This is a genomic window from Streptomyces sp. NRRL F-5123 (assembly GCF_000721495.1).
Lineage (GTDB): Bacteria > Actinomycetota > Actinomycetes > Streptomycetales > Streptomycetaceae > Actinacidiphila.
The window spans coordinates 193,841-212,651 of the sequence record NZ_JOHY01000009.1; the positions used below are offsets into that span (position 1 = coordinate 193,841).

The following is an 18,811-nucleotide window of genomic DNA, read 5'->3' on the forward strand; positions in this document are numbered from 1 at the left end:
CCCCGCCCGCACCGCCGTCCCGGCTGCCGCCCGAGCCCCACCCGCACCCCGCACGGGACCTCACCCCACTCCGGGCCCTTCGCCCGTTTCCTCCGGCCCCGCTCCGACCGCCCCTCCTCCGGCCCCTCCCCCCGCCCCCGCCAGGGCAAAGCTCACGCTGTGAAATAAGAGAGCGCTCTCACGCACACCCGGTGACCCGTTACGCTGTCGGTGTCCGTACCGATCCCGGGATTTTCTGTTATCCGTGTACGAAGGAGCCCTCCCCGTGTCCGACCCGACGTTCGCGGCCCGCCCGACCCTTGAGGAAGTCGCGGCCCGGGCCGGGGTCTCGCGGGCGACGGTCTCGCGGGTGGTCAACGGCAGCGAGGGCGTACGGGCGCCGTTGGCCGAGCGGGTGCGCGCGGCCGTCGACGAGCTGGGGTACGTGCCCAACCAGGCCGCCCGCACGCTGGTGACCCGGCGCAACGGCGCGGTCGCCGTGGTCGTGGCCGAGCCGGAGACGCGCTTCTTCGCCGACCCCTTCTTCGCCCAGCAGGTGCGCGGTATCAGCAAGGAACTGACCGTCCACGACAACCAGTTGGTGCTGCTGCTCACCGAAGGCGCCGCCGACTACCAGCGGGTGGGCCGCTACCTGGCCGGCGGCCATGTGGACGGCGCGCTCATCTTCTCGCTGCACGACGACAACTCGCTGCCGGAGATGGCGCGCCGGGCGGGCGTGGCGACCGTGATAGGCGGTCGGCCCGGCTGGTCGGACGCCGCGTCCGGGCCGACGACGCTGTACGTCGACTGCGACAACCGCGGCGGCGCGCGCGACGCCGTACGCCATCTGCTGGGCCTGGGACGCCGCCGGATCGCGCACATCGCGGGCCCGCTGGACCAGACCGCGTCCATCGACCGCCTCGACGGCTTCCGCGACGTGCTGCCGAACACCGACCCGGCGCTGGTCGCCGAGGGCGACTTCACACCCGAGGGCGGCGCCCTCGCGATGGAGGAGCTGCTGAAGCGCTCCCCCGACCTGGACGCCGTCTTCGCCGCCTCCGACGTCATGGCGTCCGGGGCGCTGCGGGTGCTGCGGCGGCGCGGGCTGCGGGTGCCGGAGGACGTCGCGGTCATCGGCTTCGACGACATCGTCTCGGTGGCGGAGTGGACCGATCCGCCGCTCACCACCATCCGGCAGGACATCGAGGAGATGGGCCGGATGATGGCGCGGCTGCTGCTGCGCGCCCTGGAGTCGCCGTCCGGCGACGGCGCCGCCCCGGTCGCGCTCGCGCCGATCGTCACCCCCACCCAGCTGGTGGTGCGCGCCTCGGCGTGAGGTGCCCCGGCCGGTGGTCCGCCACTGTCGGCCGACGGGTCGTCACCGTTTGTACGGGGCCGTCCCGTTCGGGTACGGGCCGGTGAAACCGGTTGCGGGCGACGTGGGTTGGGAACGTCGGGCAACGGGAAGGTCACGGTCGGGCAGCGAAACGTGAGGGAGCGGTGAAGGCCGCCCCGGAGGACGAGGAGGACTGCCATGGCCTACTCCGTGATTCTCGGAGTCGTGATAATCGCGCTCGTGGTGGCCGTCGTCATCGGCTCGTTCTGGAGCGCGGGCAGCCCGCTCACCCCGCGACGCCGCCAGGAACGGGACCGCGGCACGGGGTGAGACGGCGCCCCCGCGGGCGGGGCCGGGCAAGTGCCCGCGCCCGCAGGTGGGTTGAGGGATCCCGGGGGTTCCGGAGCGACGGGCCCCCGGTCTCCCGGGCCTCAGACCGTACGGCGGTGGCCACCGCCTCCGCCGCGCTTGCGCTCGTACATCTCACGCCCCGCCGCCGAGCGCAGCTTCCACTCGCGCCGCATCTCGGCACGCAGCCGCTGGTCGGTGCGCGAGGCGATCCAGGCGTTCTCGCGCAGCAGCTTGCGGTAGCTGTCGAGGCGCCGGTGGGTGAGGCGGCCGTCGTCGAGCGCGGCCCGGACGGCGCAGCCCGGCTCCGTCTCGTGCGCGCAGTCCTGGAAACGGCAGTCCGCGGCCATCTCCTCGATCTCGGCGAAGACCTGCCCGACGCCCTGCTGCGCGTCCCAGAGCCCGACGCCGCGCAGCCCGGGGGTGTCGACGACCGACCCGCCGCCGGGCAGCACGCGCAGGTCGCGGGTGGTCGTGGTGTGCCGGCCCTTGCCGTCCGCGTCCCGGGTGGCCTGCACCTCCTGGACGTCGTGGCCGACCAGCGCGTTGGTCAGGGTGGACTTGCCGGCGCCCGACTGCCCGAGCAGCACGGACGTGCCGTCGCCGATCACCGCGGTGAGCGCGTCGAGCCCCTCGCCGGTGGCGGAGCTGACGACGAGCACGTCCACGCCGGGCGCGGCGGCCTCGGCGTCGGCCCGCAGGAAGGCGGTGTCGGCGACCGTGTCGGCCTTGGTGAGCACCACGACCGGCCGGGCACCGCTCTCCCAGGCCAGCGACACGAAGCGCTCCAGCCGCCCGAGGTCGAGGTCGGCCGCGAGCGAGACGCACACCACCGCGTAGTCCGTGTTGGCCGCCAGCACCTGCCCCTCGGAGCGCTTGGAGGAGGTGGAGCGGACGAACGCGGTGCGCCGCGGCAGCAGCGCCCGGACGAACAGCGGATCGCCGGCGGCGTCGACGGCGGCCCAGTCGCCCGTGCACACCACCTTCATCGGGTCGGGCGGCATCACCAGCGCGGTGTCGGCCCGGACCGGCCCCGCGGGGGTGACCAGGTCGCACTGGTCCCGGTCCACCCGCACCACCCGCCCGGGCACCAGCCCCTGCGCGGCGTACGGGGCGAACTCCGCCTCCCACACGTCGTCCCAGCCGTACGGCGTGAGGGCGTGCGAGGAGGTGTCACGAAAAGCGAAAGTCAAGGGGGAACCCTTCGAAAGGGTGGCCCCGGCAGCGGCGCGCCGAGCGCGCGCGAAGAGGAAGGAAGGTCAGCCGGAGACCACGGGAGTGCATGGCACGATCTGCTGAATACGGGCAGCGCCCAGCGCAAAGACAGCCATCGGTCCACACCTCCTCGCTCGCTCGAACGGCCGGTACGGGAACCGCGACCGGCTCCCGTACGAACACGTGTGACGGTAGCGCGCCGCGCGGCCGCGCGCCACCACGTTTTTCCGCCGCGGGTCGGACCACCGTGGAGGGACCGCCGCCGTTGGAGGAGGGCGCCGCCTTCGGGCTGCCGGTGGTCACGATGGGCTCGGCCGTCGCGACGGCGGGGGCGAACCGGCCCGCCCCCGCCGGGTACGCGCAACCCCTGGTCCGCCCCTGCCCCCGTCCCTACCCTGGAGCCATGGCCCACGCGAAGACCTCGTACGCCCGCCTGCCCCGCAGGGTGCGTACGCCCGTGGCCGCCGCGCTGCCGGTCGTGGCGGCCGTCGTGCTGCTGGCCGGGGGGTGCGGGGACGCGGGGGCGGGCGACGGCTGCCCGGCGGCGCGCGACACCGCTTCGGCCGGGCTCTCGACCGGCCACCGCAGCACGCAGGACCCGTCCGCCGTCGCGTCCTACTGGACGGAGGAGCGGATGCGCAGCGCCCTCCCGGCACCGATGCCGACGGACGACGGGCGGCAGTGCGGGTCCTGACCCGGCGTCCCGCCGCGACCACGGCGGCAACGGCCTTCCTGTGCACAGGCATTGACACCGCTTCACGGCTCGGTGAAACTCCCCCGGGAGAGCGCTCTCCAAGCTTCCTAACGAGGCCCGACCCCCCATGGAGATGCATATGAGCCTCCTGTCCCCCTTCCGGCGGGGCTTCCGGCGCAGAAGACCTTTACTGACCGCGATGGTGGCGGCCGTGGTCGCGGTGGCCGGGGCGATCACCGCCACGGCCGGCACCGCGCACGCCGCCCCCACACTGCTGTCGCAGGGCAGGACCGCGACGGCCTCCTCCACCGAGAACGCCGGCACCCCGGCCTCGGCGGCCGTCGACGGCAACACCGGCACCCGCTGGTCCTCCGCGGCCAGTGACCCGCAGTGGCTCCAGGTCGACCTGGGCGCCACCGACACCCTCAGCTCCGTCTCGCTCAACTGGGAGACGGCCTACGCCACGGCGTTCAAGATCCAGGTCTCCGACAACGGCCAGACGTGGACCGACGCCTACTCCACCACGACCGCGACGGGCGGCCAGCAGTCGATCCCCGTAAACGCTTCCGGACGCTACGTGCGGATGTACGGGACCGCCCGCGCCACCGGATACGGCTACTCCCTCTGGGAGTTCCAGGTCTACGGCAGCACCGGCGGCACCAGCCCCGGTACGTGCGGCACCGCCAACGCGGCGCAGGGCAGGACCGCGACGGCCTCCTCCACCGAGAACGCCGGCACCCCGGCGTCCGCGGCCGTCGACGGCGACACCGGCACCCGCTGGTCCTCCGCCGCGAGCGACCCGCAGTGGCTCCAGGTCGACCTGGGCTCGTCGCAGACCGTCTGCCAGGTGGTGCTCAACTGGGAGGCGGCATACGGCACCTCCTTCAGGATCCAGGTCTCGGACAACGCGCAGACCTGGACCGACATCTACTCGACGACCACCGGCCCCGGCGGCGTCCAGACCCTCGACGTCTCGGGCACCGGACGCTACGTGCGGATGTACGGCACCGTGCGGGCGAACGGATACGGCTACTCCCTGTGGGAGTTCCAGGTCCGCACCACCTCCGGCGGCGGCAGCACCACGCCTCCCACGACCGACCCCGGCAACCCCGGTGGCGGCGACTTCTCCGGCACCGTGATCTCCGCCTTCAAGCAGGTCACGGCGTCCTCCTACGAGGGCGGCAACGCCCCGGCCGCCGCCCTCGACGGCCGGACGACCACCCGCTGGTCCAGCCTGGCGAGCGACAACCAGTGGCTCCAGGTCGATTTGGGCGGCACGGGCACCCTCAGCGGCCTCGTGCTCACCTGGGAGTCCGCGTACGCCACCGGCTACCGCATCGAGGTCTCCGACAACGGCACCTCCTGGACGCAGGTCTACGCGACCACGACCGGCAAGGGCGGCGTGGAGAAGCTGCCCGTGACCGGCAAGGGCCGCTACGTGCGCTTCACCGGCACCGCCCGCGCCACCGGATACGGCTACTCCCTCTGGGAGTTCCAGGTGTACGGCACGGTCGACACCTCCACCGCGACCCCGCCGCTGCTGTCCGGCCCGACCAAGGCCCCGGCCACCACGGGCCAGTTCCAGCTGTCCGCCCCCGCGAACAAGGCGATGGTCACCACCACCCGCCGCCCGCAGCTGAGCTGGAACGCGGTCTCCGGCGCCGCCCACTACGAGGTGTGGCTCAACATCAGCCGCACCGACTACGACTGGACGGCGTCCGGCAACCTGCTGGACCTCTACACCAAGGTGGCCGAGCCCACCGGCACGACGTACACGCCGAGTTGGGACATCACCGACCGCTGGACGTACAAGTGGTTCGTGGTGGCCGTGACCGGCTCGGGCGCCAGAACCACGTCCGACATCCGGCAGTTCAGCGTCTACCTGCCGGACGTCGAGCAGGTGGCGGACGGCGTCAACGTCGTCAACGGCGCCCGCGACCTCAACAAGGACGGGCAGATCGAGCCGTACGAGGACTGGCGGCAGCCGGTCGACGTGCGGGTCAACGACCTCCTCAGCCGCATGACGGCGGAGGAGAAGGCCTACCAGATGTTCTACAACGTCCAGACCTACCCGCTGTCCGGCTGGCACTTCGGGCCGGCGCAGCCGGGGGACCTGGACACCGTGCTGAAGTCCACGGCCGCGACCCGGCTCGGCATCCCGCCGGTCTCCGCCGGTGACACGACCGCGGGCTACCAGACCACCTACCCGCTGCAGAGCACGCTGTCGGCGGGCAAGGACTACCCGCTCGACTACAAGCTCGGCGACATGCAGCGCAAGGAGGAGCTGGAGGTCGGTGCGCGCGGCACCCTGTCGCCGCTCGCCGAGGTCGGCACCAAGGTGCTCTACCCGCGCATCCAGGAAGGTGGCGGCGAGAACGCCGACGTCGCAGCCGCGCAGCTCAAGGCGCTGGTCGCGGGGCTCCAGGGCGGCCCCGAGCTCAACCCGTCCTCGGTGCTGGCCACTGTCAAGCACTGGCCGGGCGAGGGCGCGGGCGGCGAGGCGGGCATCGTCTACGACGCGACGACGATCAAATACCACATGATCCCGTTCCGGGCGGCGATGGAGGCCGGCGCGGTCAACATCATGCCGGGCTACGCGGGCAGCTCGTACCTCGACCCGGGCGGTCCGGGCGCGGGCGACAGCGCGAAGATCCTCACCTACCTGCGGCAGAACATGGGCTACACCGGTCTGATCACCACGGACTGGCTGCCGTCGGGCGCGTGGGTCAACGCGGCCAACGCCGGCTCGGACGTGATGGGCGGCGCCGACCCCGGCGCCGAGGGCTTCACCATGGGGTCCTTCGAGCAGAACGTGCCGCAGTCCCGGATCGACGACGCGGTCAAGCGGATCCTCACGCTCAAGTTCGAGCTGGGCGTCTTCGAGCACCCGTACGGCGACCCGGTCAACGGCCCGTTCCGCTTCCACCAACCGTCGTACACGCAGCTGGCAAACCAGGCCTCCCGCGAGTCGAACACCGTGCTCAAGAACAACGGTGTGCTGCCGCTCAAGCTCAACTCGGGCGACAACATCGTGGTGGCCGGGGACCGGGCGACCGACGGTGCGGCCTGCTGCATCTGGTCCAGCTACTTCCACCCCGACTACGGATCGCTGGACCAGCTCGACGCCCTGAAGGCGAGAGCCGGGCAGAACGGGGTGAACGTCTCCCAGGGCACGGCGACCAACCCGAAGGTCGCGGTGGTGTACGTCGGCGAACCGTCGTACACCCACGCCACGGCCTGGCCGGACACCCAGCCGTACCTGCCGGCCGACCAGCTGGCGCTGATCCAGAACTACAAGAACCAGGGGCTCAAGGTGGTCGTCGTGCTGACGCTGCCGCGGCCCATCGTGATCAGCGACTGGAACAACCTGGCCGACGCCATCGTGGTGACCTACCGCGGCGGCGAGGAGGTCGGGCCCGCGACGGCGAGCCTGCTCTTCGGCGACTACACCCCGCACGGCCATCTGCCCTGGCAGTTGCCGCGCAGCCTGGACCAGATCCTCAAGCCGGGCGGCGGCGACGTGCAGGCCGACGCGAACGAGGCGTGGGACCTGCCGTACGACCTCGGCGCGACCGACGCCGAGCGGGCGGACATCCGGGCGAAGATCGGCGCGGGCCAGACGGTGCCGCCGACGTACGGCAACCCGCTCTACCAGTACGGCGCCGGGCTGACGAGCTGGGCGACAGGCTGATCCGGCGGGGCCCGGAGCCGGACGTGAACCGGCTCCGGGCCCCGGCCCGGTCATGACCGCCGGCCGCGTCCCCGGGCCGTCCCGTCCCGGTGGCGCGGCCGGCTCCCGATCCGGCCCCGGACCGCACCGTCTGCCTTCCGCAGGCGCGAGGGCCGGAGGCCGGATCGTTTGGATTCTGCAATGCGGACCGCCTCGTCCTCCTCGCAACTGCGGACATAAGATCGTCCCGGTGCCCGCGCCCCGTGTGCGGCAGAGAGGACGACATCCTGTGACATTCCGCTCCGCACGACGCCGTACGCTGCCCCTCGCCGTCGGCGGCGCCGCGCTGCTGCTGGCGCTCACCGCCTGCTCCTCCTCCGACTCCTCCGACTCCTCCTCCAGCGCACCGGACCCGTCGGCTCCCTCGTCGGCGGCGAGCGCGTCATCGAAGGTCAGCGGTACGGTCACGGTCTTCGCCGCGGCCTCGCTCAAGGAGACCTTCACCGAACTGGGCAAGGACTTCGAGGCCGCGTACCCGGGGGCGAAGGTGACGTTCAACTTCGGCGGCAGCGACACCCTCGCCGCCTCGATCACCTCCGGCGCCCCCGCCGACGTCTTCGCCGCCGCGAGCCCCACGACGATGAAGACGGTCACGGACGCGGGCGACGGCAAGGGCACACCTTCCACCTTCGTGCGCAACCAGCTGGAGATCGCCACGCTGCCGGGCAACCCGCAGCACATCGCCGGCCTCGCGGATCTCACGAGGTCCGGCCTCAAGGTCGCGCTGTGCGCCAGGACCGTGCCGTGCGGCTCGGCCGTGCAGAAGGCGCTCACCGCGAGCGGCCTGGAACTCACCCCCGTGTCCTACGAGCAGGACGTGAAGTCCGCGCTCACGAAGGTGGAGCTGAAGGAGGTCGACGCGTCGGTGGTCTACCGGACCGACGTCAGGGCGGCGGGCGGCAAGGTGGACGGCGTGCAGTTCCCGGAGTCGGCGGACGCGGTCAACGACTACCCGATCGTGGAGCTCGCCCACGCCCCCAACACGGCGGGCGCGCAGGCCTTCATCGCGCTGGTGAAGTCCGCGGAGGGCCAGAGGGTCCTGACCGAGGCGGGATTCCTGAACCCGTGAGCGTCTTCTCCGCCGAGGGCGGCCCCGGGTCCGGCGCCGGTGCCGTGCGACCGGAGCTGCCGTACGGGGACGGCTCCGGCAAGCCGGAGGGAGCGCGGCGGAGCCGGTTCCGGGGCGGTCGCGCGCCCGTGGCGCTGGCGGTGCCCGCCGCCCTCGCGCTCGCGTTCCTGCTGCTGCCCCTCGTCGCACTGCTGATCAGGGCGCCGTGGCGGAGCATGCCGGACCAGCTCACCAGCGCGGCGGTCTGGCAGGCGCTGCGGCTCTCGCTCCAGACGGCGACGCTGGCGACAGCCGTGTCCCTGGTCTTCGGCGTGCCGCTCGCCTGGCTGCTCGCCCGCACGTCCTTCCCCGGCCGGCGGCTGCTGCGCGCGCTGGTGACGCTGCCGCTGGTGCTGCCGCCGGTGGTCGGCGGTGTGGCGCTGCTGCTGGCGCTGGGCCGCAACGGCGTCGTCGGCCGCTGGCTGGACTCGGCGTTCGGGCTCACGCTGCCCTTCACCACCTCGGGCGTCGTCGTGGCGGAGACGTTCGTGGCGATGCCCTTCCTCGTCGTCACCGTCGAGGGCACACTGCGCGCCGCGGACGTCCGCTACGAGGAGGCCGCGGCGACGCTCGGGGCCTCCCGGCTGACCGCCTTCCGCCGGGTGACGCTCCCGATGATCGCGCCGGGCGTCGCGGCGGGCGCGGTCCTGGCGTGGGCGCGGGCGCTCGGCGAGTTCGGCGCGACCATCACCTTCGCGGGCAGCTTCCCCGGCCGCACCCAGACCATGCCGCTGTCCGTCTACCTCGCCCTCCAGGACGACCCTGCGGCCGCGATCGCCCTGAGCCTGGTGCTCCTCGCGGTGTCCCTGGCGGTCCTGGCGGGCCTGCGCGAGCGCTGGACGGGGGGTGCGCTGTGAGGACCGTGCGCACGCGGGGGGCCCGCGGTGCGGGCCTCAGGGTGCCCGCGAGGTCGCACGTACGCCGGGGAGGCGCGCGACGACCTTCCGCGGCGCCACCGGCACCGGGCGCGGGGCCGTACGTACGCCCGTCCCGCGGCCGTACGCCGTCGCACGTCCTCCCCCGCCGGGAGGCGTCATGACGGCCACCACTCCCCCGGCCAGGCTCACCGGCGAAGGACTCGACGCCCGGCTCGTGCTCGCCCGCACGGACTTCACGCTCGACGTCGAGCTGTTCGTACGGCCCGGCGAGGTGCTGGCTCTGCTCGGGCCCAACGGGGCCGGGAAGACCACCGCGCTGCGCGCCCTCGCGGGGCTGGCCCCGCTCACCGGGGGCCGTCTGCGGCTGGACGGCGAGACGCTGGAGGAGCCCGCGGTACGCCGCCGGGCCGCGCCCGAGGACCGCCCGGTCGGCGTGATCTTCCAGGACTACCTGCTCTTCCCGCACCTCACCGCGCTGGAGAACGTCGCCTTCGGCCCGCGCTGCCACGGCATGCCGCGAGCGGCCGCGCGGACGCTCGCCGCCGAACTTCTCGCACGGATGGGCCTCGCCGACCACGCCGGCAAGAAGCCGCGCCGCCTGTCCGGCGGCCAGGCTCAGCGGGTCGCGCTGGCCCGCGCGCTGGCGACGAACCCGCGGCTGCTGCTCCTGGACGAGCCGCTCGCCGCCCTGGACGCGGGCGCCCGGCTCGACGTACGGGCCGAACTGCGGCGGCACCTCGCCGCGTTCGAGGCGGTCGCGGTGCTGGTCACGCACGACCCGGTCGACGCGATGGTCCTCGCGGACCGGGTGCTGGTGATCGAGGGCGGCCGGCGCGTCCAGGAGGGCCCGCCCGCGGAGGTCGCCCGCCGCCCCCGTACGGACTACGTGGCCCGCCTCGTCGGCCTCAACCTCTTCCGCGGCGACGCCTCGGGCCGCACCGTCCACCTCGCGCCGGGCCTCACCCTGGCGACCACGGCGGAGTCGCAGGGCCCTGCCTTCGTGGCCTTCCCGCCGTCCGCGGTGACCCTCCATGCGACGCGGGCCGCGGCCGCGGAGGCCGGCGCGGCGGTGTGGCCCGTGACGGTACGCACCCTGGAGCCCCACGCCGACGCCGTCCGCGTCCACCTCACCACGGCGGAGGCCGCCTTCCCCCTGACCGCCGACCTCCCCACGCACTCCCTCGCGGCCCTCCCCCTGGAGCCCGACACCACGGTGTGGGCGGCGCTGCCGGAGGGGGAGGCGTACGCGTGAGGGAGCCGTTCAGTCCCGGCGGAAGGTGGGGGACGTGTTCCCCCAGAGGTCCGTACCGCTGAGGGGGTTGTGCGGCAGGCTCCCCTGGAAGGTGCGCACCAGGAACTCGACGATGCCGCAGTCGAAGCGGGTCCACGCCGGCTCGTAGGGACCGTGGTGCCTGCGGAAGGTGACGACGCGCCACTCGTCGGGCTCGCCGACGGTGCTCCAGAAAGCACCGTCGCCATCGGGGGTGGAGCCCCACACGAAGAGGCCGCCGTGCATCACGTACTCCGGCTCGATGCCCTCCATCCCCTCTTCCTCGATGGCAGCGGTCGGACAGACTCCGGGACCCTTTCCGATCTCGGAGGCCGGGAGCGGGGGATAGATCCCGAGATAATCCGAGACCTCCCCCGGGCCGTACGTCTCCATCAGCCAAAGAAAGTCCGCGGGCAAAACCGTCCCGTACCCGCGCACGATCTCGTCCGGGGAAGGAGGAACCCATTTCTCGGCGGGTGGCTCCAGCAGCCGTAGAAGCTCATCGCGCGAAGACATCACATATCCCTCTGAGTTCGGATATCGACTACGGCAGGCTGATGTTGACCCAAGCATTCTTGACGGGGCTCCACAACGTGTTCTGAATGGTGTCGCCGACCTCCACGGGATTATTAGAGCAGTTCGCGACACACTCGGCCGTCATCTTGATGGCGTAAGGTATCACGTTGGTGTCGTCGGCGTATAGAGGCACCACCACGTAGGCGACTGTTTGCCCTGCCTTCACGCCGCTCGCGATCTGGTTCTCGCGGGTCCCCATGTTCGGGTTCAATATCGGCACCCACGGCAGCGCGTAGGCTTTGGAATTCGCCGCACGGGCGCAGGTCACCAGGTTCGCCATTTCGGTCCCCGAACCGCCGAGCTGATCCCCGATCAGATGGCACGCGTTGATCGTCTCACTTGACTTGGTGCCGAGCGCCGTGGCCCGCTTCTGGGCGTCCGTATAGCCGGGCACGTTGTAGCGAGTGTGGTTGGTCCCGGAGCCCTCGACCATAGGCTTGGTAAGGCAGGCGACGCCGACGGTGGCCCGACCGCCGGGCCCGACCGGTCCGTAGTCGATCTTCCCCGGCGCGACCCGCCCGCCGCACACCTGGTCCATTTTTTTGGACAGGTCCTCCAGCGCCTTCGCCTTCTGCAGCTCCTTCAGAAGCGCCTTCAGCGTCTCCAGGGTCTTCTTGGCCTCCTTCACGTCCTGGATGAACTTGGCGATCTTCGGTGCCATCTCCATCATCTTCGCGGCGAAGCTGCCTGACTTGAAAAGCTTCAAGGGTGGGATCAGGTCCACCAGCGTCCATAGGCAGCCCGAGACATCGTGCTTGTCGAAGCAGTCCTCCACGTCGTTCACCCCGATGAAGTCCAGGATCAACTGGCCGCCGTTGTCGATGATGAAGGTCTCCAGGTCGGTGCCGACGAGCGCCTGGGCCTGGTTGTAGTTGTCGACGCAGGTCTGGCCGCAGCTCGCCAGCAGCAGCGCCTGGTCGCTCGCGTCGAGCGCCGGCTGACCCGAAGCCGCCTGAGCGGCTGCCGCCTGCTGGGCGGCCCTGCGGTTGGCCTCTTCCTCCGCGGCCTGCTCCGCCTCGGCGTTCGCGGCGGCGGTCTGCGCCGCATCCGCGTCGGACTGTGCGGTGGACGCGGCGGCGTTCGCACTCGCCGCGTAGCCCGCCGCGTCGTCCGCGTGGCTCTGGGCGTCGGACGCGCTCTCGGCGGCACCGCTCGCCGCTGCTGCGGCCGACGACGCGTCGAGTTCGCTGTCGGTCGCCGCCGCTTGGGCCGCCGCAGCCGAGACACCGGCGTCGAAAGCGGACGCGTGGGCATTGTCCGCATCGGTCTGCGTCTGGGCGTCGATCGTGTGGATCCGGCCCGCCGTGGCCTTGGTGGTGGCCGCGTCTGCCGCGGCCTGCGCCGCGGAGGCCATCGCCGCTGCCGCGGAGTTGGCCGCCTGCGACGCCGAGGTCGCCGCGTCGGCCGCGGCCTGCGCCGCCAGCTTGGCGTCGCCCGAAGCGGCGTCGGCCGCCGCCCGCGCCGCCGCCGCGAGGGCCGCTGCCTGCGCGGCCTGGGCCGCCGCAACGGCGGACTGCTGCTGCGCCATGGTCTTGGCCGCTTGGGAGGTCAAGGACGCGAGCCCGGCCGCGGAGTCGCGCGCCGCGTACGGCGCCGCCAGGTCGATGGCCTCGTTCGCCGGTGCGGCCACCGTCGCCGCCTCGGCCGCGGCCGACTGGGCGGCCTGTGCGGTGGCGAGCGCCTGGCCGGTCGCCGTCGCGGCGTCGGAGGCCGTGAGAACGGCCTCGGTCTGTGCGGCGTCGGCCGCCACCTTGGCATTGTCGGCGTCGGTCTTCGCCTGCGCCGCGGACGCCTGGGCGGCGGCGGACTGCGTTGCCGCTATTCCGGCCTGGGCGATCGCGTCGGCGGCCAGCGAATCGGCTTTCCGGGCATCGGCATTGGTCTGCTCGACAGCCGCGTCCGCGGTGACCGCGTCCGAGTTCGCGGTCTCCGCCGCGGAGTTCGCCCGCGTGGCCGCAGCCTGCGCCGCGGCGGCGGCCGTGGACGCCTGGGTGGCGCTGGCGCCGGCCGCGGAGGCCGCGACACCGGCCGCGTCCGCGTCCGCCTGGGCCTGCTGGGCGGCGGCGGTGGCTCCCGCGGCGTCCTCGGTCCCCTCGTTGGCGGCTGCCACGGCGGCCAGCGCCTGCGCCTTGGCGTCAGCGGCATGCTTGGCGATCTGTGCGTCCTCGGCCTTGGCCCGCGCTGTGGACGCGTCCGCCGCCGCCTGCTGCGCCGCGGCGTTGAGTGTCCGCGCGGTGTCGGCCTTGTCGGCGGCGGCGGCGTCCTTGGTCGCCGCCGTTGCGGCCTGCGCCTGCGCGTTCGCGTCGGCCGTGGCGGCCTTGCCCTGCTGCGTCTCCGCAGTCGCCTTGGCGTTCGCGGCGATGGTGGCCTGGTTCGCCGCGTCGGCTGCGGCGGTGTCGGCCTTGGCCTTTGCGGCCTTGGCGTCCGTCTCCAGGGCCGCCGCGGCAGCCTTGTCGGACGCGGCCGTGGTGGCCGCGGTCGCGGCGGCGGCGGCCTGGCCCGCTGCCTGGGTGGCGAGGGCCGAAGCCTGCGCCGCGTTGTCCTGCGCGGTCTGCCGCTGATAAAGCGCGCGAGCGGCGTGGGCCTGTGCACTGGCGTTCGCCAGCAGTGTCGCGGAGTCGGCAAGCGTGGAGTTGGTGGCCGCCACCGCCGTCTTCATGGCGTTGGCCGTCGCCTGCGCCGCGGCTGCGGCGGCGCGGGTCACCTGCGCCGACTGCAGCGCGTAGGTCAGTCCCCGGCCTTCCGGCAGACCGGCGGCGTCAGCGGTCGCGTACGCCGTGGCGCGTGCGGCGTCCACCTTGGCGGCCGCGTCCTGGGCGATCAGCGCCTCGTTCTGCGCGGCCGACGCGAGTCCGGCGACCTTCGCCTTGATCAGCCCGAGGTCGTGCGTCGCGTTGGCAGTGCTCACGTTGGCCCAGCCGGATGCGTTGGCCGTCTTCTGGCCCTGGGCCCACAGGATGCCGCCGGCCGTCCATGCGTAGTCCAGGCCGTCGCGCATCGTCTCCGCGCTGGCCTGGAGCGCTTCCAGGGCCTGCATCTCGGCGGCGAGGATGTCGGCTCGGGGCTGGGCCTGGGCGTTCAGTTCGGCCTGGTACTCGGCCCAGGCCGTTTCCTCGGCGCCGACGAGCACGTGGTCGGGGTCGAACGGGTTGGAAGGATCACCCGAGCCCCAGCGTGCCTTGAGGGACTCGACCTCGACCCGGAATTCCTGTGTCCCGGGGACCGGTGCCACCGTGGGGTAGCCGTCGTACTGGATGAACCGGCGGACGTCGTCGGCCGAACCACTGTTCGCCATGTCGCGGTAGAAGTTCCAGTACCACGCCTTGTCCGGGTCCGCCGCCGCGTGCGCGGCGGCGATCGCCGTCACTTTGTCCTGCGCGGCCTGGTCGGCGTGCGCGATGGGCAGATTCGCCCACATACCCTGGCTGGCCAGCCGGAAAGTCGCATCGCTCGACATGAAGTTGGTGACGTCGGCGTCGAAATCGGGCTGGGCGCCGTACTTGTCCATCGGGTAGCCGGACAGGAACCGGCTGATCCCGGCCGATCGCTGCGCGCGTGCCTGGTCCGCGACGGCTGCCTTGCCGACATCGTCCAAAAAGGGGCCGTTGGGGGCATTCTCCCAGTTCTCGCTCAGGTAGTCCGACCAGGGCTCGGTCAGCGGAGTGTCCGGGCCGGCCAGTGTCTGGGCGATGGACGTCCGCACTCCGATCCCGCCTGCGTGCAGCAGCGTCGCGAGGTGCTCGCGGGTGTCCCGCGCCGTCGCCGCCTGGGCCATCGCGGCTTCCCGGGCGTCGAGGTCCCCCGTACCCGGCGGGAGCGTCGACGGTGTCGCCGCCACCGGGCCGACGAAGGTGCGCGAGGCGTGCGGGATGTCCCACACCTGGGCGTCGGTGTTGTTGCAGGTGTACACGTGCAGCTGCGTGCCGTCGGTCTTCGACTGGCTCGGATCGTCGAGGCAGCGCCCGGTGTACGGGTTCAGCAGGCGCGGCCGGTTGCTCGTGTCGTACCCGACGGCCCATTGCTGGTCGAGACCGGTGCCGCACTTCGTCATCTGCACCAGCGCGCCGTTGGCGGTGCCGGCCTCCCCGCCGGCCAGGGCCAGGCAGCGCCCGCCGGCGACGAGGGTGCCGTCGAGGCTGAGCTTCCACGGCAGCAGCGGACCGGTGGTGTAGCCGACACCGCAGGTGTAGAGGACGACCGCGGTGCCGTCGGCGGGTGCGGCGGTGGTAGACGCGGGGACGGCGCACTTGCCCATCGTGGAGCTGGTGATGGGGCCGCTCGGCGGCCCGGAGGCCGCCGGCGGGGAGAAGCGCTGTGCGGCGGTGTCGTTGCAGGTGTAGATCTGCAGCGCGACGCCGTCGTCCAAGGACGCGTTCGGCGTGTCCACGCAGCGGCCGGAGAAGGGGTTGTAGAGCTGGACGCCGCCGGTCTTGTCGTGCTGGAACCGCCACTGCTGGCTGCGCCAGCCGTGGCAGTCGAAGAGCTGGACCAGGCTGCCGTTGTCGGTCTCGGCCTTGACGTCGCTCTCGGCGACCCACCCGGTGGCGCTGATCCCGGTCCGGGTGGAGACGACACCGGTGCTCAGGAGGACGGCCTGGGCGCCGCCCGCTCCGACGGCGATCGCCGTGTGGTCGACGTCGGCGTCGACGGGGCCGGTCTCCTTCGTCCACCCGTTGAGCGAGATCCCCTTCTTGGCGTAGGCGTAGCCGTCCGTGTTGATCATCATCTGGGTGCCGTCGGAGCCGGCCGCGATCACGGTCCTGCCGTAGTAACCGGTGGGAGTGACGATCGCGGCGCTCTCCTTCGTCCAGCCGTTCAGGGCGATGCCGGTTCTGGCGTAGACGGCCCCGTCGCTGCCGAGGAGCATCTGGACACCGCCGTTCGTGGTGATCGCCAGGGCGCCCGGGGCCTGCTCCTTGGTCCAGCCGGTGGAGGAGCCGATACTCGATCGCGCGTAGACGGCCCCGTCGCTGCCGATCATCATCTGGGTGCCGTCTGAGCCCACGGAGATCGCCTTCACCCCGCTGCCGCTCTCCACGGTCCAGCCGGTGCTCGCGCCGATCCCGTTGCGCGCGTACACGATTCCGTCACCGTCGAGGTAGAGCTGAACGCCGCCGTTGGTCGCGATCGCCCTGACGGACGTGCCGCCCTCGCTGGTCCAGGCGGTCGCACCGATGGTGTTGCGTGCGTAGACGGTGCTGTCGGCACCGATCAGCATCTGGGTCCCGTCGGAACCGGCCGCGATCTGGAAGGCGGTGTCGTTCTCCTTCGTCCAGCCGCCCGTGGTGCCCTTCGCGTACACCTCGCCGGACGGGGTGAGCAGCATCTTCACCGCGCCGCCCTCGGCGACAGCCTGCGCCGCGCCGCCGTTGGTGCTGGCGACGTCGAGGCACTTGCCCGGCGTGCCGGTCAGGGTGAGGGTCCCGTGGGGGCTGTAAATCCAGTCGAGGCCCTGGCTCGGGGTGAACGTCCAGTCCTGATTCGCCGTGCCCGTGCACGCCGAGGAGCCGACCGTCGCGTGATTGGCCGTACTGCCGGCGAGGTCGTCCAGGCACTTGCTGAGGCCGTCGTTGCGCACGGCGCCGCTGGCCGCGGCATCCAGGTCCGCGAGATGGGAGACCCCGGTGTTGCCGAGGTTCCAGTCCGTCGCGGCCTGCGCCGCCGAGGACGTGGCCGCCGTGAACACGAGAGAGAGCACCGATACGAGGGTCGTGACCCCCATGGCTCTACGACGGAACAAACGCTTCGATGATCTCGAAGTGCGCATGACAATGACACGCGACGACACGAATACCCCACCCGAATCCGTAAAAAATCCCCATGGGATCCGAGCAGCGTCGACCGTGCTCCACCGCAAGACCCCCCCGGCGGGAGATTAACCAGGGGTAGCTGCACATGACAAGAGGTGAGTTTCGGGCGGGCACGTGGCCAACTTCGCGGTTTGGCTGCGTGGTTGAGACGATTCGCAGGGGTTTGCCGCCGCGGCCTGAGGAAACGGAGTGAGCCGCGCCGGACGCTGTTGCCCCAGCGCCCGGCAGGGCGCACGGAAAACCCTTTGGCGGGCCGCGGCCGCCCCTGCTAACCTCGCCGAGGCCGTGCGAGAGAACGAGGAGGTGGTACCCGTGAACGCAGTATCGACATGGGTGCTCCCCTCGTGGGCCACGGTCGGGCGATAGGTCGTCCGGGAGCGCCGTCACGCGTACTCCCGAAAGGCACGACCGTGCACTTCACTTCCGAAAAGCTCCTCGACGACGGCGTCGTCGAGCGCGAATTCACCCTCGGCGAGATCCCCGGCACCCTCTGGACGACCGGATCCTCGCCCGCCCCGCTGATCCTGATGGCCCACAACAACGGCCTGCCCAGGCGGGAGCCCCGCCTCGTCGCCCGGGCCCGGCTGACCGCGGCGTACGGCTACGCGGTGGCCACCATCGACGCCCCCGGGTGCGGCGACCGGCCGCGTTCCGCCGCCGCCGAGCAGGCCCGCGCCGAGCTGCGCCGGGCGATGCAGGCCGGCGAGCCGGTCGACGAGACCTTCGAGTCCCTCGTGGCCCCGCTGGTCGCCGGTGCCGTGCCGGAGTGGCGGACCACCCTCGACGCGCTCCTCGCCCTCCCCGAGGTCAGCGGCCGCGTCGGGTACTCGGGCTGGACCGCCCTCGGCATAGCCCTCGCGTTGGCCGACCCCCGTATCGAGGCCGTCGGCCTCTTCGCCGGGGGTTACGTGCCCCGCGCGCAGCGCGCACAGGCCCCGGACGTCACCGTCCCGCTGCTGCTCCTGCTCCAGTGGGACGACGAGGGCAATCCCCGCCGGCGGGCCCTCGACCTCTTCGACGCGTTCGGCAGCGAGCAGAAGACCCTGCACGCCAACCTGGGCGGCCACCTCGGCACCCCGTCCTTCGAACGCGAGGACGGCGACCGCTTCTTCGCCCGCCACCTCAAGTAGCTCTCACGCCCTCGCCGGGCCGGCGCGCGATCGCCGGCCCGGTCAGGCGGCCGCCGGCCCGAGGTCCTTGCCGTAGCAGATCTCGACGTACGGCCCCGCGCAGTACGCCGGGATCTCGCGGTATCCGTGCCGGACGTACAAGGCGCGGGCCTCGACCAGGTCGAGCCGGGTGTTGAGGACCGTCCGGGAGGCCCCGAGCCCGCGCGCCTCGCTCTCCAGCAGCTCCAGCAGGAGCCCGGCGCCCTGCTTCCCCCGGAAGGCGGGCCGCAGGTAGACACGGGTGAGCTCGGCGCGCCCGCCGTCCAGCATCACCAGCCCCCCGCAAGCCGCGGCCCGGCCTCCGTACCGCCCCACCACGAACTGCCCGGTGGGCGGCGCGAGCAGCTCCGCCCCGTCGCCGGCCAGCCCCTCGTCGACCTCCGCGGACGTGGCGGGCCGCTTCCAGTAGCGGCTGGCGACCTCGTCGTAGTAGTCCCGCCGCAGACGCGTCGCCTCCGGGGTGTCGTAGGCCGCGGGAGCCAGCTGCCACGAGGTCATGAGGCGTCCTCCAGGCTGCGGCGATACACCAGTCCCGGCCTCCCGGAGTATTCCCGCTCCCCCACCACGGCGAACCCCGACCGCTCCAGCACCGCCCGCGAGGCGGCGTTGTCGAGGGTGGTCCCCGCGCGCAGAGACCTCAGCCCGTACCGCCCGGCGGCCAACCCGCACACCTCCCCCACCCCCCACGTGGCCAGCCC

The 18,811-nt window shown here is 72.5% G+C and carries 12 protein-coding genes and 2 pseudogenes; 9 read left to right on the top strand and 5 right to left on the bottom strand.

Annotated features, from left to right (window positions below; translation table 11 throughout):
* Positions 1–265 precede the first annotated feature (265 nt).
* Both IH54_RS0111990 and IH54_RS47645 read left to right on the top strand, forming a co-directional pair.
* Positions 266–1,315, top strand: coding sequence for a LacI family DNA-binding transcriptional regulator (locus tag IH54_RS0111990; RefSeq protein WP_031515759.1), 1,050 nt, complete (start codon positions 266–268; stop codon positions 1,313–1,315).
* Between the two features lie 198 nt (positions 1,316–1,513).
* Complete coding sequence (locus IH54_RS47645; protein ID WP_267965180.1) at positions 1,514–1,645, top strand: hypothetical protein; 132 nt, start codon at positions 1,514–1,516, stop codon at positions 1,643–1,645.
* A gap of 101 nt (positions 1,646–1,746) precedes the next feature.
* Here the strand turns inward: IH54_RS47645 and rsgA are convergent, their stop codons facing one another.
* Positions 1,747–2,856, bottom strand: a complete 1,110-nt coding sequence (gene rsgA / locus IH54_RS0112000) for a ribosome small subunit-dependent GTPase A (protein ID WP_031515762.1) — start codon at positions 2,854–2,856, stop codon at positions 1,747–1,749.
* Positions 2,857–3,281: 425 nt separating this feature from the next.
* On the opposite strand from rsgA, the gene IH54_RS44420 reads away from it, so the two are divergent.
* The 6 genes and pseudogenes from IH54_RS44420 (at position 3,282) to IH54_RS0112025 (ending at position 10,540) form a co-directional block, all read left to right on the top strand.
* Positions 3,282–3,572: a hypothetical protein gene (locus tag IH54_RS44420; RefSeq protein ID WP_107060157.1), complete on the top strand. Its 291-nt coding sequence runs from the start codon at positions 3,282–3,284 to the stop codon at positions 3,570–3,572.
* A 199-nt stretch (positions 3,573–3,771) separates the two neighbouring features.
* Positions 3,772–5,106, top strand: a pseudogene (locus tag IH54_RS46760) (discoidin domain-containing protein); the annotation flags it as partial.
* Positions 5,107–5,712: 606 nt separating this feature from the next.
* Positions 5,713–7,263, top strand: a pseudogene (locus IH54_RS46765) (glycoside hydrolase family 3 C-terminal domain-containing protein); the annotation flags it as partial.
* Positions 7,264–7,531: 268 nt separating this feature from the next.
* On the top strand, positions 7,532–8,371 hold the full coding sequence (modA, locus tag IH54_RS0112015; RefSeq protein WP_031515768.1) for a molybdate ABC transporter substrate-binding protein: 840 nt from the start codon (positions 7,532–7,534) through the stop codon (positions 8,369–8,371).
* A gap of 44 nt (positions 8,372–8,415) precedes the next feature.
* Complete coding sequence (locus IH54_RS0112020; RefSeq protein ID WP_052397333.1) at positions 8,416–9,267, top strand: ABC transporter permease; 852 nt, start codon at positions 8,416–8,418, stop codon at positions 9,265–9,267.
* 178 nt (positions 9,268–9,445) lie between these two features.
* The gene (locus IH54_RS0112025; protein WP_031515772.1) at positions 9,446–10,540 is read left to right on the top strand and encodes an ABC transporter ATP-binding protein; all 1,095 of its coding nucleotides are present in this window, start codon (positions 9,446–9,448) and stop codon (positions 10,538–10,540) included.
* Positions 10,541–10,549: 9 nt separating this feature from the next.
* Here the strand turns inward: IH54_RS0112025 and IH54_RS0112030 are convergent, their stop codons facing one another.
* Together IH54_RS0112030 and IH54_RS41535 are read right to left on the bottom strand one after the other, a co-directional pair.
* On the bottom strand, positions 10,550–11,074 hold the full coding sequence (locus IH54_RS0112030; protein WP_031515774.1) for a hypothetical protein: 525 nt from the start codon (positions 11,072–11,074) through the stop codon (positions 10,550–10,552).
* Positions 11,075–11,102: 28 nt separating this feature from the next.
* Positions 11,103–16,832 carry a ricin-type beta-trefoil lectin domain protein gene (locus IH54_RS41535; RefSeq protein WP_159011784.1) on the bottom strand — a complete coding sequence of 1,910 codons (5,730 nt, stop codon included), beginning with the start codon at positions 16,830–16,832 and terminating at the stop codon, positions 11,103–11,105.
* A gap of 522 nt (positions 16,833–17,354) precedes the next feature.
* On the opposite strand from IH54_RS41535, the gene IH54_RS0112040 reads away from it, so the two are divergent.
* On the top strand, positions 17,355–18,074 hold the full coding sequence (locus IH54_RS0112040; protein ID WP_031515778.1) for a dienelactone hydrolase family protein: 720 nt from the start codon (positions 17,355–17,357) through the stop codon (positions 18,072–18,074).
* Positions 18,075–18,116: 42 nt separating this feature from the next.
* Here the strand turns inward: IH54_RS0112040 and IH54_RS0112045 are convergent, their stop codons facing one another.
* Both IH54_RS0112045 and IH54_RS0112050 read right to left on the bottom strand, forming a co-directional pair.
* On the bottom strand, positions 18,117–18,611 hold the full coding sequence (locus tag IH54_RS0112045; protein WP_031515780.1) for a GNAT family N-acetyltransferase: 495 nt from the start codon (positions 18,609–18,611) through the stop codon (positions 18,117–18,119).
* On the bottom strand, positions 18,608–18,811 hold a 204-nt coding region (locus IH54_RS0112050; RefSeq protein WP_031515782.1), incomplete at its 5' end, for a hypothetical protein. The genes IH54_RS0112050 and IH54_RS0112045, both read right to left, overlap by 4 nt.